The 15,277-nt window shown below is 63.7% G+C and carries 19 protein-coding genes, 2 pseudogenes and 1 riboswitch; of the genes and pseudogenes, 5 read left to right on the top strand and 16 right to left on the bottom strand.

What is annotated here, in order from left to right; all coding sequences use genetic code 11:
- Positions 1-2 precede the first annotated feature (2 nt).
- The 12 genes from SFC76_RS12500 to SFC76_RS12555 all read right to left on the bottom strand — a co-directional run bounded on the left by SFC76_RS12500 (position 3) and on the right by SFC76_RS12555 (position 8,999).
- Positions 3-155 (bottom strand): hypothetical protein, encoded by a 153-nt coding sequence (locus SFC76_RS12500; RefSeq protein ID WP_156364448.1) that lies wholly within the window; start codon positions 153-155, stop codon positions 3-5.
- A 69-nt stretch (positions 156-224) separates the two neighbouring features.
- Positions 225-491 carry a PepSY domain-containing protein gene (locus tag SFC76_RS12505; RefSeq protein WP_056056375.1) on the bottom strand — a complete coding sequence of 89 codons (267 nt, stop codon included), beginning with the start codon at positions 489-491 and terminating at the stop codon, positions 225-227.
- Positions 492-563: 72 nt separating this feature from the next.
- Positions 564-950 carry a fluoride efflux transporter CrcB gene (crcB, locus tag SFC76_RS12510; protein ID WP_056056373.1) on the bottom strand — a complete coding sequence of 129 codons (387 nt, stop codon included), beginning with the start codon at positions 948-950 and terminating at the stop codon, positions 564-566.
- A gap of 3 nt (positions 951-953) precedes the next feature.
- Positions 954-1,355, bottom strand: coding sequence for an undecaprenyl-diphosphate phosphatase (locus SFC76_RS12515; RefSeq protein WP_056056372.1), 402 nt, complete (start codon positions 1,353-1,355; stop codon positions 954-956).
- The gene (gene eno, locus SFC76_RS12520) at positions 1,352-2,653 is read right to left on the bottom strand and encodes a phosphopyruvate hydratase (protein WP_322849772.1); all 1,302 of its coding nucleotides are present in this window, start codon (positions 2,651-2,653) and stop codon (positions 1,352-1,354) included. Before eno ends, SFC76_RS12515 begins: the two co-directional genes overlap by 4 nt.
- A gap of 14 nt (positions 2,654-2,667) precedes the next feature.
- A complete protein-coding gene (locus SFC76_RS12525; RefSeq protein ID WP_056056401.1) occupies positions 2,668-3,291 on the bottom strand; it encodes a 2,3-bisphosphoglycerate-dependent phosphoglycerate mutase in 624 nt (207 codons plus the stop codon).
- 9 nt (positions 3,292-3,300) lie between these two features.
- Positions 3,301-4,116 (bottom strand): universal stress protein, encoded by an 816-nt coding sequence (locus SFC76_RS12530; RefSeq protein ID WP_107963384.1) that lies wholly within the window; start codon positions 4,114-4,116, stop codon positions 3,301-3,303.
- A 160-nt stretch (positions 4,117-4,276) separates the two neighbouring features.
- The gene (locus tag SFC76_RS12535) at positions 4,277-4,855 is read right to left on the bottom strand and encodes a histidine phosphatase family protein (protein WP_056056368.1); all 579 of its coding nucleotides are present in this window, start codon (positions 4,853-4,855) and stop codon (positions 4,277-4,279) included.
- Complete coding sequence (locus tag SFC76_RS12540) at positions 4,852-6,708, bottom strand: alkaline phosphatase family protein (RefSeq protein WP_107963383.1); 1,857 nt, start codon at positions 6,706-6,708, stop codon at positions 4,852-4,854. The genes SFC76_RS12535 and SFC76_RS12540 overlap by 4 nt, the downstream gene beginning before the upstream one ends.
- A 22-nt stretch (positions 6,709-6,730) precedes the next feature.
- Positions 6,731-7,168, bottom strand: a complete 438-nt coding sequence (locus tag SFC76_RS12545; protein WP_056056364.1) for an EamA family transporter — start codon at positions 7,166-7,168, stop codon at positions 6,731-6,733.
- An 8-nt stretch (positions 7,169-7,176) separates the two neighbouring features.
- Positions 7,177-7,599, bottom strand: a complete 423-nt coding sequence (locus SFC76_RS12550; RefSeq protein ID WP_322849773.1) for a DUF190 domain-containing protein — start codon at positions 7,597-7,599, stop codon at positions 7,177-7,179.
- Positions 7,599-8,999, bottom strand: a complete 1,401-nt coding sequence (locus SFC76_RS12555; RefSeq protein ID WP_056056360.1) for a voltage-gated chloride channel family protein — start codon at positions 8,997-8,999, stop codon at positions 7,599-7,601. Before SFC76_RS12555 ends, SFC76_RS12550 begins: the two co-directional genes overlap by 1 nt.
- Before the next feature lie 23 nt (positions 9,000-9,022).
- A riboswitch (Fluoride riboswitch) is annotated at positions 9,023-9,100 on the bottom strand.
- A gap of 161 nt (positions 9,101-9,261) precedes the next feature.
- On the opposite strand from SFC76_RS12555, the pseudogene SFC76_RS12560 reads away from it, so the two are divergent.
- From SFC76_RS12560 to SFC76_RS12570, 3 genes and pseudogenes are all read left to right on the top strand, one after another.
- Positions 9,262-9,594 (top strand): annotated as a pseudogene (locus SFC76_RS12560) (chloride channel protein); the annotation flags it as partial.
- A gap of 104 nt (positions 9,595-9,698) precedes the next feature.
- On the top strand, positions 9,699-10,061 hold the full coding sequence (locus SFC76_RS12565; RefSeq protein ID WP_082471096.1) for a DUF190 domain-containing protein: 363 nt from the start codon (positions 9,699-9,701) through the stop codon (positions 10,059-10,061).
- A gap of 3 nt (positions 10,062-10,064) precedes the next feature.
- On the top strand, positions 10,065-10,337 hold the full coding sequence (locus SFC76_RS12570; protein WP_201780755.1) for a CrcB family protein: 273 nt from the start codon (positions 10,065-10,067) through the stop codon (positions 10,335-10,337).
- 125 nt (positions 10,338-10,462) lie between these two features.
- On the opposite strand, the gene SFC76_RS12575 is transcribed toward SFC76_RS12570, so the two are convergent.
- From SFC76_RS12575 to SFC76_RS12590, 4 genes are read right to left on the bottom strand one after another with little or no spacing between them, the layout of a single operon-like run.
- Complete coding sequence (locus tag SFC76_RS12575) at positions 10,463-10,588, bottom strand: hypothetical protein (protein ID WP_258191424.1); 126 nt, start codon at positions 10,586-10,588, stop codon at positions 10,463-10,465.
- Positions 10,589-10,640: 52 nt separating this feature from the next.
- The gene (locus SFC76_RS12580; protein ID WP_051583498.1) at positions 10,641-11,138 is read right to left on the bottom strand and encodes an MgtC/SapB family protein; all 498 of its coding nucleotides are present in this window, start codon (positions 11,136-11,138) and stop codon (positions 10,641-10,643) included.
- Between the two features lie 11 nt (positions 11,139-11,149).
- Complete coding sequence (locus SFC76_RS12585; protein WP_322849774.1) at positions 11,150-12,220, bottom strand: sulfite oxidase; 1,071 nt, start codon at positions 12,218-12,220, stop codon at positions 11,150-11,152.
- Positions 12,221-12,279: 59 nt separating this feature from the next.
- A complete protein-coding gene (locus tag SFC76_RS12590) occupies positions 12,280-13,371 on the bottom strand; it encodes a YeiH family protein (RefSeq protein ID WP_322849775.1) in 1,092 nt (363 codons plus the stop codon).
- 110 nt (positions 13,372-13,481) lie between these two features.
- Here SFC76_RS12590 and SFC76_RS12595 point away from each other — a divergent pair.
- Positions 13,482-14,359 (top strand): annotated as a pseudogene (locus SFC76_RS12595) (LysR substrate-binding domain-containing protein).
- A 611-nt stretch (positions 14,360-14,970) separates the two neighbouring features.
- The coding region (locus SFC76_RS12600; protein WP_322849776.1) for a hypothetical protein at positions 14,971-15,277 on the top strand (307 nt) is incomplete at its 3' end.

The raw sequence follows: 15,277 nt of genomic DNA on the forward strand, positions 1-15,277 counted from the left end.
GATCAGTCTTCGCGACGTTCGATGTTGTCCCCTAGCCCCGGCGCTTCTGGAGACGATCGGTCGTCTTTACGCTTCTCCGAGGCGACCATTTCGCCAACTTCGACCATCTCCGCGGTTTCCTGCGTGGTCGGCTCATCCTTGTCCGTCTCGGCCATATGCGTCTCCTTTAAAGCATCAACGCCAAAGGCTCGCTATTAGATGCGAGGAGACGCGCAGGCGTCGGATCAGTCGTCGTCGCGGTCCTGCTTTTCGCGGGAAACGACCTTGAAGTTGCGGTTTAGCTTGATGTCATAGCGGCCGCCACGGCAGCGTGCGTCGTCGACCTCGAAGCCACCATCGTCGCGCTCGATCGAGCGTGGCGCAGTGCAGCCGATCCGCTTCAAGGCGGTAAGCGTCGAGGCCCGCTGGCGCGGGGTCACCCGATCGTCGTCAGCGAGGGCGGGGGAAGCGATGACGAGTGCCAGCGCGCCGGCAGCGAGATATTTGAGCATGGAAAAGACGTCCGATTAAAGGTCCATGGAAACTCTGAATCCAATGCGGCCCGCGCGCCGATCGTTCCGAAATCATCCCCACCGTCGGGTGATAACGAGAGCAATCGCCAGAACGACGACCGAGAGAACAAGACTTGCCAGCACATAGCCGATCGCGGCGCCGGTCTCGCCGCGCTCCCATAATGTCACGGCATCGAGCGAGAAGGTCGACCAGGTCGTAAATCCGCCGATAAGTCCCGTCGTCACGAACAGGCGCAACTCCGCATTTTCGATGCTCTTGGCGGCAAACAGGCCGATCATCATGCCCATCAGCGCCGAGCCGACCACGTTGATGGCCAAGGTTCCCCAAGGGAAGGTTGGCCCCATAAGACGTAGTGCCACGATGCCGACGCCGTGACGCAGCATGCCGCCCACGCCCGAGCCCAGGAACACGACCAGAAAGCCAAGCCAGATCGGCATCGTTCACCCCGTCACTATCATCTGAACTGCCGTCACCGAGAGGAGAGCGGCGACCAACAATTGGAAACGGTGCACCGAAAGGCGCTTGATGAAATCATGCGCCAACGCGCCGACCACGACCGAGGGAAGGAAGGCGACCAGCACGTTTCTCGAGAAGCGGCGGGCGTCGGCATCGGACGACAAGCCGGAGACGACCGACCAGAGCCGCGCGCGGTACAACCAGCAGATCGCGAGGATCGCCCCGACCTGAATGACGACATCGCTGATCCCGGCTTGCCGCCCTTCGTAGCCGATCAGTCGTTCGGTCAAAATGAGATGGCCGGTAGAGGAAACCGGGATGAACTCGGTCGATCCCTCGACGATGCCGAGGACGATCGGAGCGATCAGCGAGGGTAGATCCGTCACGTCCGGGGCTTCGGTCGCGACACGAAGGGATTGGTGAAACGTGCTTTGGCGCCGAGCTCGGCTTCGATCTCGATCAGTCGGTTGTATTTGGCCAAACGCTCACCCCGGCAGGGTGCGCCGGATTTGATTTGCCCGGCGCCGACCGCAACCGCGAGATCGGCGATAAAGGCGTCCGTGGTCTCGCCCGACCGGTGCGACACCATCGTTCCCCATCCCGCAGCGTGGCAGATGCGAACCGCCTCGATCGTCTCCGTGACGGTGCCGATCTGATTGGGTTTGATGAGGGCTGCGTTGGCAGCTTTTCGAGCGATGCCTTCCCGGATGATCCGGGGATTGGTGACCAGGAGATCGTCGCCGACGATCTGGATCCGGCTACCCTGGCTTACGGTCTGGTCGATGAACCCTTGCCAGTCCTCCTCACCGAACCCGTCCTCGATCGAAACGATCGGATACGCATCGATCCAGCGCCCGTAGAGCGCGAGCAAGCCTGCGCGGTCGAGCAGGCCCGTTCCCGACCGCGCAAGATCGTATTGCTCCCCATCCGATAAGGACGATGCGGCTGGATCGAGCGCGATGGCGATGTCTGTACCCGGTCGATAACCCGCGGCTTCGATCGCATCGACGATCAACTCGCAGGCGGCCTCGTTGCTTTTGAGGTTCGGGGCAAATCCGCCTTCGTCGCCGACTGCCGTCTTGAGGCCGCGACCATGGAGGAGGTCGCGCAATGCGGCATAGGTTTCCGCACCATAGCGCATCGCTTCGGCGAAGCTGGAGGCTCCCACCGGAACGATCATGAATTCCTGAAAGTCGAGGCTGCTATCGGCATGCTTGCCACCATTCAGGACGTTCATGCACGGCATCGGAAGGAGGTAGTCGGTCGTACCGGCGAGCGTCTCGTAAAGCGGCTGCGCGAGCACCGATGATGCGGCGCGCGCGACCGCCATCGAAACACCCAGAATCGCATTGCCGCCAAGCCGCGCCTTGTTCGGCGTGGCATCGCGTTCGATCATCACCCGGTCGATGTCCGGCTGCGCGCAGACATCCATTCCGATGATCGCGCCGCCGATCTCGCCTTCGACGTTCTGCAGGGCTTGCCGAACACCCTTTCCGGCGAAACGATCGGGGTTGTTGTCGCGGAGCTCGACGGCCTCATGTGCGCCTGTCGACGCACCCGACGGCACCGATGCCGATGCTGTGATGCCGTTGTCCAAGGTCACGGTGACGGACAAAGTCGGATAGCCTCGGGAGTCGAGGATCTCGAGGGCACGGAGGCTGGTGATGTGGCTGCTGGCCGGCATGGTCGGAGTCCTTGTCACTGAAGGATAGCGCGACCGATGATCGCGGTCGTGTAACTGAAATCGTAGAGGATCGCGCCTCCGGTCGGGATATCGAGGGTCTCGACCCGGGCGGCATCAAGGCCGTCGAGCGCCATAACCAGCGCCCGCAACGCGTTGCCGTGGGAGACGACGAGTGTCGTGCCGCCACTCATCACGGCAGGCAGCATCGTCCGAACGTAATAGGCGAGCACGCGCGCGACGGTGTCGCGCAGGCTCTCGCCGTGTGGCGGGGCAGCCGCATAGGAGCGTCGCCATTGGCGGACCTGATCTTTACCGTAGCGATCCGACGCCTCGGTCTTGTTGAGACCAGTGAGCGCACCGTAATCGCGCTCGTTGAGCGACCGGTCTACCGTGATAGGGACATCTGGTGCCCCCATCACGGCAGTGACGATAGCCGTCGTGTCCGCGCAACGCCGAAGGGTAGAGCGGAAAATCCGTGCAGGCCGAATGCCTTGCGCGATCAGGCGGTGTGCGATCGCCTCGGCCTGACGGTGCCCCAGAGGCGTTAGCGCCGGATCCGCAGAACCAGTAAATCGGTTGGCTGCGTTGGCTTCGCTTTCGCCGTGTCGAACGAGGACCAGACGCGCGTGCGGGAGCATCGTCACCCCTCAGTGCGCCATCAGCAGGGGTATATCGGCAGCGGCGAGGATGTGGCGCGTCGTGCCGCCCATGAACCACTCGATGATCTGGTTGTGCCGATAGGCGCCGGTCACGAGAAGCTCGGCGCCGATCGCTTTCGCTTCGGCGACGAGCTGGGCACCCAGATTCTCGCTGGAGCGCGGCACCACATGCAATTCGTGACGAACACAGATTTCGTCGAGCAAGGCTTCCAAGCCCAGCGCCGGATCGGTTTCTTCACCGATGCGGATTGCCGTGACACGCTTGGCGACACGAAGCCACGGGGCTGCCTCCTCAATGGCGTGGCACGCCGTGTCACTGTCGCTGAGCCCGACGGCCATGTGCTCGAAGCCGGTTCGCGCGCCGGCTCTCCACCCAGCCGGGACGATGAGGACGGGCTTGTCGGTCGAAAAAATTGCGGCGTGCAGGGCGTCGCCGCCGTCCATCGTCTGCTCGCGCGCGATGACGATCAGCGCATCGACATTTGCCGCCTCCTGTTTGACCGTCGCTTCTTCGGTGCCGACGATCGAGCGCCAGGCGACCTCGGGTGTGTCATCGCTGGTAGCTGCGGTCCAGGCAACGAAGGCGGCCCGCGCCGCATCCGCGCGCTCTTGGGCTGTCCCCTCGTCGCGCGCGCGTAGGCGTTGAAAGTCGATCTCCTCGCTCGCAACCGCGATCTGCTCGGGATCGACGACAACATTGAGGGCCTCGATCGATGACTCGCCAAGAGATCTGGCGGCGAGAACCGCCGCATCGAGGCAGGCGGCAGCGCTGTCGGCACCGACAATCACGGCAAGCAGTCTCATGGCATCGTCTCCCGGGCGGGGGTGAAGGCGTGTGTGAAGTTTCCGGAATGCTGGGCACCGGATCGTTTGAACCCTTGCGACGGCGCAGGATGGCTCTTCCCCGCCCATCCCATCCAGGCACCCTCATTTGGATACGCGAAGTACCGCGTCACAAGGCGCATCATGACTGGTTCCACGACCGAATGACCGGCTCGTCGCCATCATGTTCGTACCCGAGGACGCTGATGCTGGCCGTATCGAGCAGGAAATAGGCAGCGGCCCCGACGGGTAAGCCGAGCCAGCGCGCTGTCAGCACGCGGAGAATATGAGCGCTCGAGAAGATCAGGACATCGGCGTTGCGCCCACGCAGCGATGCGATGACGCGATCGGCTCGGGCTGCGACCGCCTCCGGAGTCTCTCCTTGCGGGCAGCCGTCGCGGAACAGGTTCCAGTCCGGGCGGTCGGCGAGGATCTCCTTCCTGGTTCGTCCCTCGTAGGCGGCGTAATCCCATTCCGCGAGATCGTCGGCAGGCACCAGGCGGGTCGCGAAACCGGTCAATTCCCCGGTCCGGCGCGCCCGTATCGAAGGGCTCGACCAGACGGCGGTAAAGTCCAAGCTTGGCAGACGTTCGGCTATTCGTTTCGCCGCGGCTTCTCCTGCCTCGGTCAGCGAGATGTCAGTCCGTCCCGTATGCTGCCGCGAAACGCTCCAAGCGGTTTCACCGTGACGGACGAGCCAAATCTGTGGGAGCCGGTTCATCGCCGCATCGCCTTTTCACCCGATGGGACGGATGCTGTTCCTATACCGAGCGTCCGATCGGGGAAGCCGCCGGCATCGAGATAGCGGATGCCGCCCAGCTGCTGATATTGCAGGACGGTCGCGAGGCCGTTGGCAGCAGGCTGCGAGCGCTCTTCGCGACCCTCGTAGCGCGGCACCGTTCCACCCGGCATCGCCTCGCGCAGTACCCGGCCGGTCAGATGGCCGCGCGGGGTGGGGAGGAGATTCAGCAATGCCATCATGGTGCGGCCCACGTCGACATTGCTGACCGGTGCTGGATCGACAAAGCCGCGCTTGAAGTCCGGGCCGGTCGCTGCGGTAAAGTTCAATGTGTCACCGCGGCCGAAGCTGCCGTGCATGCCCTGCCCCTGCTGGAGGGTCGTATCGGAGACTTCGATCTGGCAGTTTGTCGCAATCGCACACCCGGTGTTGGCGGATCGGAAGTTGACGACGATCGACGGCACCGGCGGGAGTGCCTCGCCCTTCAAATTGATCGCGGAAAGCGGCAGTGTTCCGGCGATTGCTCCCAGGCGGTCATCGACGAAGATACCGCTGACATAGTCCTGATCCAGCAGTGCGGAAACGACCCGTGCCGCTAGGGCAGGATCGCGGGTCGGTAGATAGAGGAGGTCGGACCCGCCATTTGCCGCCACCACTACGTCAGGTCTCGTCGCATCGGCACCGAGCACCGCGTTGCCGCGGCTCGGATGCTTGCCGTCCGCGACCCGCGTGTTGCCCGCTTCTGGATCGAATACGGGCATGTTCAAGGCGGACGCCAGATCAAGCGCAAGGAAGCCGGGCGGTAGGAAACCTTCGGGAACATCGACATAGCGCCCGCGTGCTGCGGAGCTGGTCCGGCTTTCTTTGGAGATCGTAGAGAAGCCGTGATCCGACGTGACGATGATGTCGGTCGTCTTCGCAAGACCCAAGCGATCGAGTGCTGCGCGCAGCTTCGCTAGATCATAGTCGGCATTGCGGATCGCGGCGAAGGTCGTGGGACCGTTGATGCCCGGCGTCAGCTGATTGAGGCTGTCGCCCTGATTGTGCTGCGTGCCATCGGGATCGCGCGACCAGAACACCATGGCGAACGGCCGGTGCTGCTTTCGGAAGACCGGCAAAGCGACCCGGGTCGCGACGTCGATGAGATAGTCCTGCTGCACGCGGTTGGCACTCGTCGTTCCGGGGATTCGGGCATCCCCGGACCGTCCGTTACTGCCGCGGTCCGGTGCTTGCAGCGCAAGCCCTGCCTGCGTGAGGCGAGCGGCAACGTCGGCAGACAGCGGAATCCCGCCGGGACGCCCGGTTGAATCGTCGATGATGAGTGTGGTGGCTCCGTCGCGTGCACGATGGTCCTGGATCAATGCGGGACCGAGCTTGCCGATCGCGGCCGTGCCGTACCCTGCTTGCCGCGCCGCTTCGAGAACGGTGGTCTCGTTGAGGTAATTGCCCCCGAAATGCTCGTCGACCTCGCCCAGAACAGCATCGTTCTCGAGGAAGGGCGTCACGCTGCCGGCAGCTGCAGCAATCGGCGCACGAGTCCATATCGTGTTGCTGAAGTCTCCGGTGTCGCCGAGCTGGTGACCGGTTGCGAGCGCCGACGCATTGGCGGTGGTGAACGTCGGGAAGACCGAGTGGCTGTTGGAAAAATAGGTGCCGGTGTCCCGCAATTGCGCGAGCGTCGGCGCGCTCTGGGATGTGACGATCTTGCCTCGCAGGCCGTCGATCACGACAAGAATGACATTGTGGGGCGCCGGGTGGCGCTTTGGCGTGCGCGCCTGAACCGTGGGCGAGACCGTGAGGACCAGGGTCGCAGAGAGTGTCGCAAGGAGGCGCATCGTTGGGTTCCGGTTTCGAGGTTCAGGCAAGGGCGACGAGCACGGCTCCCGCACCGATCAGGACGATCCCAAGCCAGCCGCGGGTGGAAAGATGCTCACCGAGAAACGCCACGCCGAGCACCGCGACGAGGACGACGCTCAGCTTATCGATCGGTGCGACGCGGGCGGCATCGCCGATCTTCAAGGCGCGGAAGTAGCAAATCCAGGAGGCACCCGTCGCAAGGCCCGAAAGGGCAAGGAACAGCCAGCTTCGCGGACTGATCGCATCGAGTGGCTGAAATTTGCCCGTGACCGCAAGAAGGATGGTCAGCACGGCAACTATCACCAGCGTCCGAAAGAGCGTGGCCAAATCGGAGTCGATCCCTTCGACGCCGATCTTCGCGAAAATCGCGGTCATCGCGGCGAAGCCGGCGGAGCCCAATGCCCAGACGAGCCAGGACGCTGAAGCGGTGCTTCTCATCCTCGCGCTCACTCCGGCTCTGCCGCGAGGATCGCGGGCGCGGCATCTTCGTGACGGATACCGGCAGAGCCAATGCTCCAGTGTTCGAGATGCTTGTAGACGATAACCTTGCCACCAAGGATCTCGCCATGTGCTTCGCAGAAGCGTTCCAGTTCGTGGCGCTGCCCGATCAACTCGACACACATGGTCAGGTGCGGATCGGCGATTTCGGAACCATTTTCGCGCACCGGGCCGTGATTGCTGTAGCCGTAGTGCGTGTTGTGAGCGACCGCGTTCATGATGCCGTCGCGCTCCGCTTGCGCGACAAGCTCACGGTAGAGCGGCTTGCGCGACCAGAAGCTGCGCGATCCGGTCGCGATCTTGTCGGATGGCTTTAGATAGATGCGGATCATACCGATCTCGCTCGGCGTCACCTTATGCTGTTGAGACATCAGTCATGCTCCTTGGTGATGACGGGGGTCGGGGATGGACGGGGGCCGCGCCGTGACGCACGAGCATCGCGCAGGGTCGCAGCCCCGGTATGCGCGCGAGACGCGCGCTTTGGCACCGCGATCCGCTGCGACAGGTAGATGCCGTTATGGCCCGAGCAGATGTAGGCGATGAAACAAGCGACTGCGATTGGGACGGCGTGGGCCGCTCCGAACAGCTCGATCCCCATGATCGTGCAGGCGAGCGGCGTATTGGCCGCGCCAGCGAACACCGCAATGAAGCCTAGTCCCGCGAACAGATCGAGCGGTGCGCCAAGCAGCCAACCGAGCGCATTACCGAGCGCTGCGCCGATGAAAAATAGTGGGGTCACCTCGCCGCCCTTGAAGCCGGCGCTAAGCGTCACGACCGTGAACAGCATCTTGAGCGCCCAGCTCCACCGATCGGCAGGGCCGGTGAAAAAGCCGGCGATCGTGGGATCACCGGGAATGGCCGACCATACGCCTAGGCCGAGATAAGCGCGTGTACCAACGATCCAGACCAGCGCGATGACCAGCACCCCGCCCAGCGCCGCACGCGCAGGGCCGTAAGGGATATGGCGCTTCAAAACTCCGCCGAAGGCGTGGTTGGCTTCTGCAAACACAAGTCCGGCGAGACCAAACGCTACGCCGGCTATTGCCGCCTTGAAGAGCAACACCGGCTCGACGAACAAGGCACCGCTCGCGGAGGCCACATAGGTGATGTGGTAAGGCGTATGATGGATGCCCCAGGCGTGACATGCCCAGTCGCCGACCAGCGCGGCTAGCAGACAGGGGATGATGCCGCCGTATTCGATACGTCCGACGGCCAGCACCTCGAGTGCGAACACCGCCCCGGCGAGCGGGGTCCCGAAGACCGCACCGAAGCCGGCTGCGACACCTGCCATAAGCAGAATGCGGACGCTGGCAGGATCGAGCCGGAAGAGGCCGGCAACGGCGCTGGCGAGACTGCCGCCGAGCTGGACCGCAGTGCCCTCACGCCCTGCGGAACCGCCAAAGAGATGAGTGGCGATCGTGCCGATGAAGACCAACGGTGCCATGCGCAGCGGAACGCCGCCTCCGGGCTCGTGTATCTGCTCGACGATGAGATTATTGCCCGCTTCGACCGAACGGCCGGTCAGGTGATAGAGCAACGCGACCGCCGCTCCGCCTAAGGGCAGGAGGTAAAGCAGCCAGGGATAGTCGAACCGCGCCTGTGTCGCGGCGTCGAGGCTCCAGAGGAAAGCCGCGCAGAGTGTTCCCACCAGCGCCGCCATCGGCACGAGGATCAGCGTCCAGCGCAACACCGACAGGGCATGGTCATGGCGATCGCGAAAAAAAGCGGCCAAATTTAATTCGTTATAGAGATTGCGAAACGTCGCGCGCACAATTCCTCCTTGCTGCCTTGCGGCGCCCGGTAGGAATCATCGGCCCTTGCGAGGGCGGTTCGGCCAACATAGCCAGGCGGAAATCCATCGCCTTCGGCCGCTATATGTCGCCGCGGTGCGGCAACGTCAATCCGATGTAGAAATGAAACTGTATGGTTGCCGGATGACAGGCCCGAAACGGCAGGATAACTGACGGACCGATACTGTTGCTCGCAGCCATCCGATTGCTGTGGCCGGCGGAGCAGGCGAAGAGCCGCCGCCCAAGGGCGGCGAGGTCACGCCGCTGTTCTTCATCGGCGCGGTGCTGGGTCATGCGCTCGCCGGCCCGATCGGTGTCCCCGTCGACCTCCTTGCCGCGCTCGGTTTCGTGGCGGTGTTCGCGGGCGCGGCCAATACGCCGCTCGCCTGCACGATCATGGGCGTCGAGCTGTTCGGCGCCGAGACCGCAGTGCCGGTCGCGGTCGCCTGTTTCGTCGCTTACGCCTGCTCCGGGCATAACGGCATCTACCTGTCGCAACGGGTGGCGGTGCCGAAGCGGGCGGGCAGCACCCTGCCGCCGGACCTGACGCTGCGCGATGCGCGCGCGCTCCGTCCCGTGTCCGACCTTTCAGACCTGTTCGCTCCTTACCTCACGGAAGGCTTATCCATGTCCGACGCCCACCACGTGTCGCAGACCGAGATCGGCTGGTCCGCATCTACATGAAGCTAGCCGATAAGGCGGTAAAGCCGGGCACGCGCTCACGCTGGGCTGCCAAGCCGCTCGACCGAACGCTCGTCGCGCAGGCCAAGGCGGACGGAATCATGAACGCTGTCGCCCACTATACCCACTACGGCTACAGCAACCACGGCCCGGTGCATGAGAACGGCGCCGAGATCGCCGATCCACACCTCACCATGTGTGTCGAACTGATCGGCCAGCGCGAGCAGCTCGAAGGCTTCTGCCGGGCGCATGGCGACCTGCTTGCGAACAAGGTCATCGTCTACAAGCACCTGGAGCATTGGACGGTCAGCCCGGCGGGCTTGCGCCAGGAAGATGCGGATACGGCCGAGCTGGTTGGCTGAGGCATGGGGCCATACCTGATTGTGTTCGCCGGGGCTGGTTCCGACGGCATGCTGCGGTATGGGCTGAACGGCCTCAGCCTGCGCCTGTTCGGCCCCGACCTGTCGATCGGAACGCCCATCATCAACGTGCTCGGCTCATTCCTTATGAGTCTGCTGGGGGGCTGGTTCTTGTTGCGAAGCGGATCGAGCCCGGGATGGCGATTGTTCCTCACCACCGGCGGGCTGGACGGCGTCACGACCTTCTCGACCTTCTCGCTGGAAGCGGCCTTGCATTAGGAGAGAGCCGAAGTCGGGCAAGCTGCCCTTTATGTTGTCGGATCGGTTGGGCTGGGCGTGCTCGCGCTGTTCGGCGGCCTCGCTCTCGTTCGCTCCTTCAGCCCGGCTTAGCGGCGCCAACCGGCTCAGAAGCGATCATCTTCCTTGACGTTGTCAACCTTCGCCTTGTGTTTGGCGCGGACCGACTCCTCCAGCTCCAGAATCTCGGCCGATTCTTGCGTGGTGGGCTTCTTCTTGTCGATATCGCTCATGAAGTCCTCCGTCTGCAAAACTACTGGTACACCGTTTCGCGCCAAGGATTATTCAGGGTTTCTGCTCGGCGTCCCGCCGGTCCGCTTCGGCCGGGGTCTGCCGGGCGCGTTCGCGGATACGGCGTTCGAGCGGTGCGCCGACGAACAGCACGAGCATCGCCAGCAGCAGACCGCCCACAAGCAGTGGCCACACCGCCAATCCCGCTGCCGCTCCGAGCGTCGCTGACACCCAGATGCACGCCGCCGTTGCCAGCCCATGCACCTCCTGCCCGCTGCCGACGCGCAGGACCGCGCCCGCGCCGATGAAGCCGACGCCGGATAGGATGCCCTGCATCACCCGACCTGCTGCATCGGCGTTCACGTTCGGCAAGCCGCTGTGGACGATCGCCTGGACGGCGATGCAACTCGCGAGCCCGACCAGCCCTAGCGTCCGCAGACCCATGATCTGTCGGTTCTCGCGTGACCGTTCCCAGCCGAGCGTCATGCCGGCCGCCGTCGCCACGATCATCCTGCCGATCGCGTCGACCCAGAAGGCGAGATCGACCGACAAAGGCGGCGGATTCACTCGACCAGCACGTGGACGTGGTGCCAGGCCGTGCAGAGGTATCCGGCGAAGTTCCACATCGTATCGGGTAGTTCGGGCTGACCCTGGCCCGCATCGTCGAACGCGCGCACCACAAGGTGCTGGCGCCCCTTGGGCAGTTCCGCATCTAGCGACCAGCGCTGCCAGCTCCACTGCCCGTCCGGATCGTCGGAGAAATCGACCTGCCGCCAGTCTCGACCGCCGTTCAGCGACACCTCTACCCGCGACACGCCGCGCTCATAGGCGACGGCATAGCCCTCGATCCGGACCTTGCCCGCGGGCAGGCTCTCGCCCGAACCAGGCGAGCAGATCGCGGCGTTGAGCGGCATGGCGTTGATCGTCAGCCCTTGCGTCCAGTCCGCCGTCTCGCTGGTCACGTCGGCCGGAAAAAGCTTGTAATCGTGCGCCTGGATCGGCGCCTCGGAGGGCGTGTCCTTGACCTCGATCCGGGTCAGCCACTTGGCGCTACGCACGCCAGCATAGCCTGGCACGACCAGACGCAACGGCGCACCGTGCTCGGGTGCCAGCGGTTCGCCGTTCATCGCCCAGGCGAGCAGCACGTCGGGCGCCCGCGCCTTGGTCATAGCGATCGAGACGCCGAACGGTGCCACCTCGCCTTCCACATCCACCTCGTCAGCGCCGGTGAAGCAGACGAACAGGTTGGACGCGTCCGATGCTCCAACTGCATCCAACAGGTCTGCGAGCCGCACGCCCGTCCACTCGGCATTGCCGATCGCGCCTATGTCCCATGGATCGCCTGAAGTCTTGCCCACCTGTTGGAGATCGGTCCGGCGGTTGCCGGCGCATTGAAGCACAGCCGTGACAGTCCGGACCGGAAAGCGCGCCTTCAACTCCGCAATCGAGATGGAGCACTCGCCCACAATGATCCCGCCCACCTCAATCCGGTGATCGGCCGGCAGGTCCGGCACGGGCCCATGGCTGCGCACATAGAACAGGTTCTGTGGCGTCAAAAACCGCTCGATCAAGGCGCCGGGCACCGGCTCGGCGTTGTAGGGCTCGGGGTTCCGCTCTATCATCAGCTCGCTCATGCTATTGTAACGCCTGACAATCGGTTTGGCCTCGGCCTCATCCTCACTATCTTGCCCGATCATGCGATGTGCAGCGCGGCCAGCAGCGTCAGGCTGATCGCGGCCAAGCCGAGCAACGACAACACGACGGCCATGGTCACGCGGCCCCCGGCCTTGGCGACGGTGCGGACGTCCACGCCGAGCCCGAGCGCCGCCATGGAAACGACGGTCAGCAGCGTGGCGCTCCGGCCGATCGGCGCGATGGCGACGGTCGGCACCAGACCTAGCGAGCGGCAGGCGACCAGTGCGAGGAAGCCGATGATGAACCAGGGCACGAGGTGGGCGAGGTCCATCCGCTTGGCCGTAGGCGCACCGGCGACGAACTCGCTTTCGGGAACCGACTGCGGCGCGAGACGAGGCGCCACCAGCGACAGAACAAGGCACACCGGCCCGAGCATCAGCACGCGCACCAGCTTGACGAGCGTACCCATCTGCACGGCGGTGGCGCCCAACGGCGAGGCGGCTGCGATCACCTGCGGCACGGCATAGACAGTGAGCCCGGCGAGCGCCCCGAAGGCGAGCCCGCCCATGCCGAGCGCAATCGCGAGCAGTGGCAGGCCAAGCACTACCACCACACCCAGTACCGCCGTGAACGCGATCGAGGCAGCTACGTCGTCGCTGTCGGCGCCGATTACCGGTGCCACGGCCGCGATGGCGGAGTTGCCGCAGATTGAATTGCCGCAAGCCACCAGCAGCGCCATCCGCGTTGGCAAGCCGAGCAATCGGCCGATCCCAAAGCTGAGCAGGATTGCGCTCACGACCACGCCGGCGATACCGGCGAGGAGCGGCAGCCCGGCCGCCAAGATGGTCGCGGCACTGACCGAAGCACCGAGCAGGACGACCGCCACCTCCAGTAAGTATTTGGCGCTGAATGCGATGCCTTCGTGCCACCTTTCATCCGGGGTCCACAGGCTGCGCACGGCGGTGCCGATCAGGATGGCGAGCACCAGCGCCTCCAGCCACGCCTTGCCGGCCAGTGCGCGCTCGCCCACCTCCAGCGCGTAGGCCGAGCCGGTGACGGCGAGGCAGAGGCCGACGCCGGGCAGCAGCGCGGGCAATCTGCTAGTCTGGACGGTCGGGAATATACGATCGGGATAGGCAAAACTGGCCACGGCGGTGTTCCTTCCGTCGCACGATCTAAACCCTGCCTACCGATCGCTCCAACTTAGCCTTGTTGTCATTCCGATCGTCAATCGTGATCGGTTTCTATATCAGGTGCGGTGTGACACTGGAGCAACTGCGCATCTTCGTCGGCGTGGCCGAGCGCAAGCATATGACCGTCGCGGCGCGGCCTTAAACGTCACGCAGTCAGAGGCTTCCGCAGCCATCGCCTCGCTTGAGGAGCGACACGCAACCAAGCTCTTCCACCGCGTCGGGCGCGGCATCGCTCTGACAGAGGCCGGACGGCTGTTCCTGACCGAGGCTCGCGGAGTTCTTGCGCGGGCCGACGCGGCCGAGACGGTGCTGGAGGAGCTTGGCGGACTGAAGCGGGGCACGCTGCGCCTCGTCGCCAGCCAGACCATCGCCGTCTGCTGGTTGCCGCCCATCCTTTCAACTTTCCATGAGCGCTATCCGGCGATCAGTATCGAACTGTCGATCGGCAACACCGGGCAGGCCGCGGTACACGTCAATGACGGCAAGGCCGATCTGGGTATTGTCGAGGGCGAGATCGAAGATCCAGCGTTGGCGCATTGGCCGATCGGCGAAGACCAGCTGTTGCTCGTCGGAGCACAACCTTTCGCCGACATCGACATCGACGCGACATGGCTGCGACGAGCGCGCTGGGTGCAACGGGAGCCTGGATCAGGCACGCGATCGACGTTGAATAGCGAGTTGCGCGGCTTGGGGGTCGATCCGGCTGCCCTCGACGTGGCGCTGACGATGCCGTCTAATGAAAGCGTCCGAACGGCCGTGGAGGCTGGGGTGGACGTTGCTGTCCTGTCGGCGCTGGTGGTCGACCCGGCCATCAAGGCAGGTCTGTTGCACGTCGCACCGATCACATTCGCTCCTCGCCCCTTCTTCGGGCTGCGGCATAAGGAACGCTATCGCACGAAAGCCGCGGATGCGCTGTTGGACGTGATCGGGTTGCAGCGGCGGTAGGTACGCATCGGCATTCTCAAAACGCCATCCTTTGTGGGACCGCCCGCGATCGCCATCTCCTTGCTGAAACCTGTCTGACCGCACTCCACCAGATTTGCGCCATAGTAGGACGGGACATCGCCCACGAGCGGCCGGATCTGGCAGTAGCTGTTGTTCAGCAGACCGTGCCGGGACGACGCCTTTGTCCCTGAAGGCATCGATTACGGCGGAAAACCCTGTCGCCATCCTGGATGCACGACAAACGGGTGTTTTCCGACATGGCAGGTCAATCGCCTCTCACTCAACAGGGGGATGGCTGGGAGGGGTCGCGAAGCCGAACATCGTGTTCGCGTAGGGTGAGTGGCAGGTTTTGAGAGAAGCCGCCATTTACCCCTTTGCTGAGGAACGGCGTGAGTTGGTCGGAAGCTGCCGCCCGCTTAGCTATCCAACTTTGGCAATCGATCGTTTTAGATCCTAAGCGGAAACATCATGGCCTACGTGGCGGCGATCCTCCGAACGGTGATGCGAACCTGAAATCTCCACAGCCGACGCTTGACCCATAGCGCGTTCCGTGTTTGTTCTAGGGCGACATCTGCCCCTGAATTTTCGAACGGCATTGATGAGGAGCCGCGATGGAGATGGTCGCACCTAGCATGCTTGACACCCAGTCCTTTTCTTGGGAGCCAGAGATAAGGCGATTGGGGGCTGGCGCTTTTCTTGATGCAGCAGGTAGTCAATCTTTTAGACCCGGGCTTCATTGTCTTCGTTCGATCTGGTCAGCGGCATTTCGCCGGATGACCGGTATCGTCTTCGAGACAATCATAGACGAATCACTTTCGAAGATCACGAATGTCACCCAGTTGAAGGTGATGTTGAACAAGCGCGTCCTGAGCTTAGTAAACGACTTTGAGGACGGAAAATGGCTCGGCAGTCGTTTCC

Origin of the sequence: Sphingomonas sp. CD22 (genome assembly GCF_034556155.1) — a bacterium.
In the GTDB taxonomy this organism is placed as follows: Bacteria; Pseudomonadota; Alphaproteobacteria; order Sphingomonadales; family Sphingomonadaceae; genus Sphingomonas.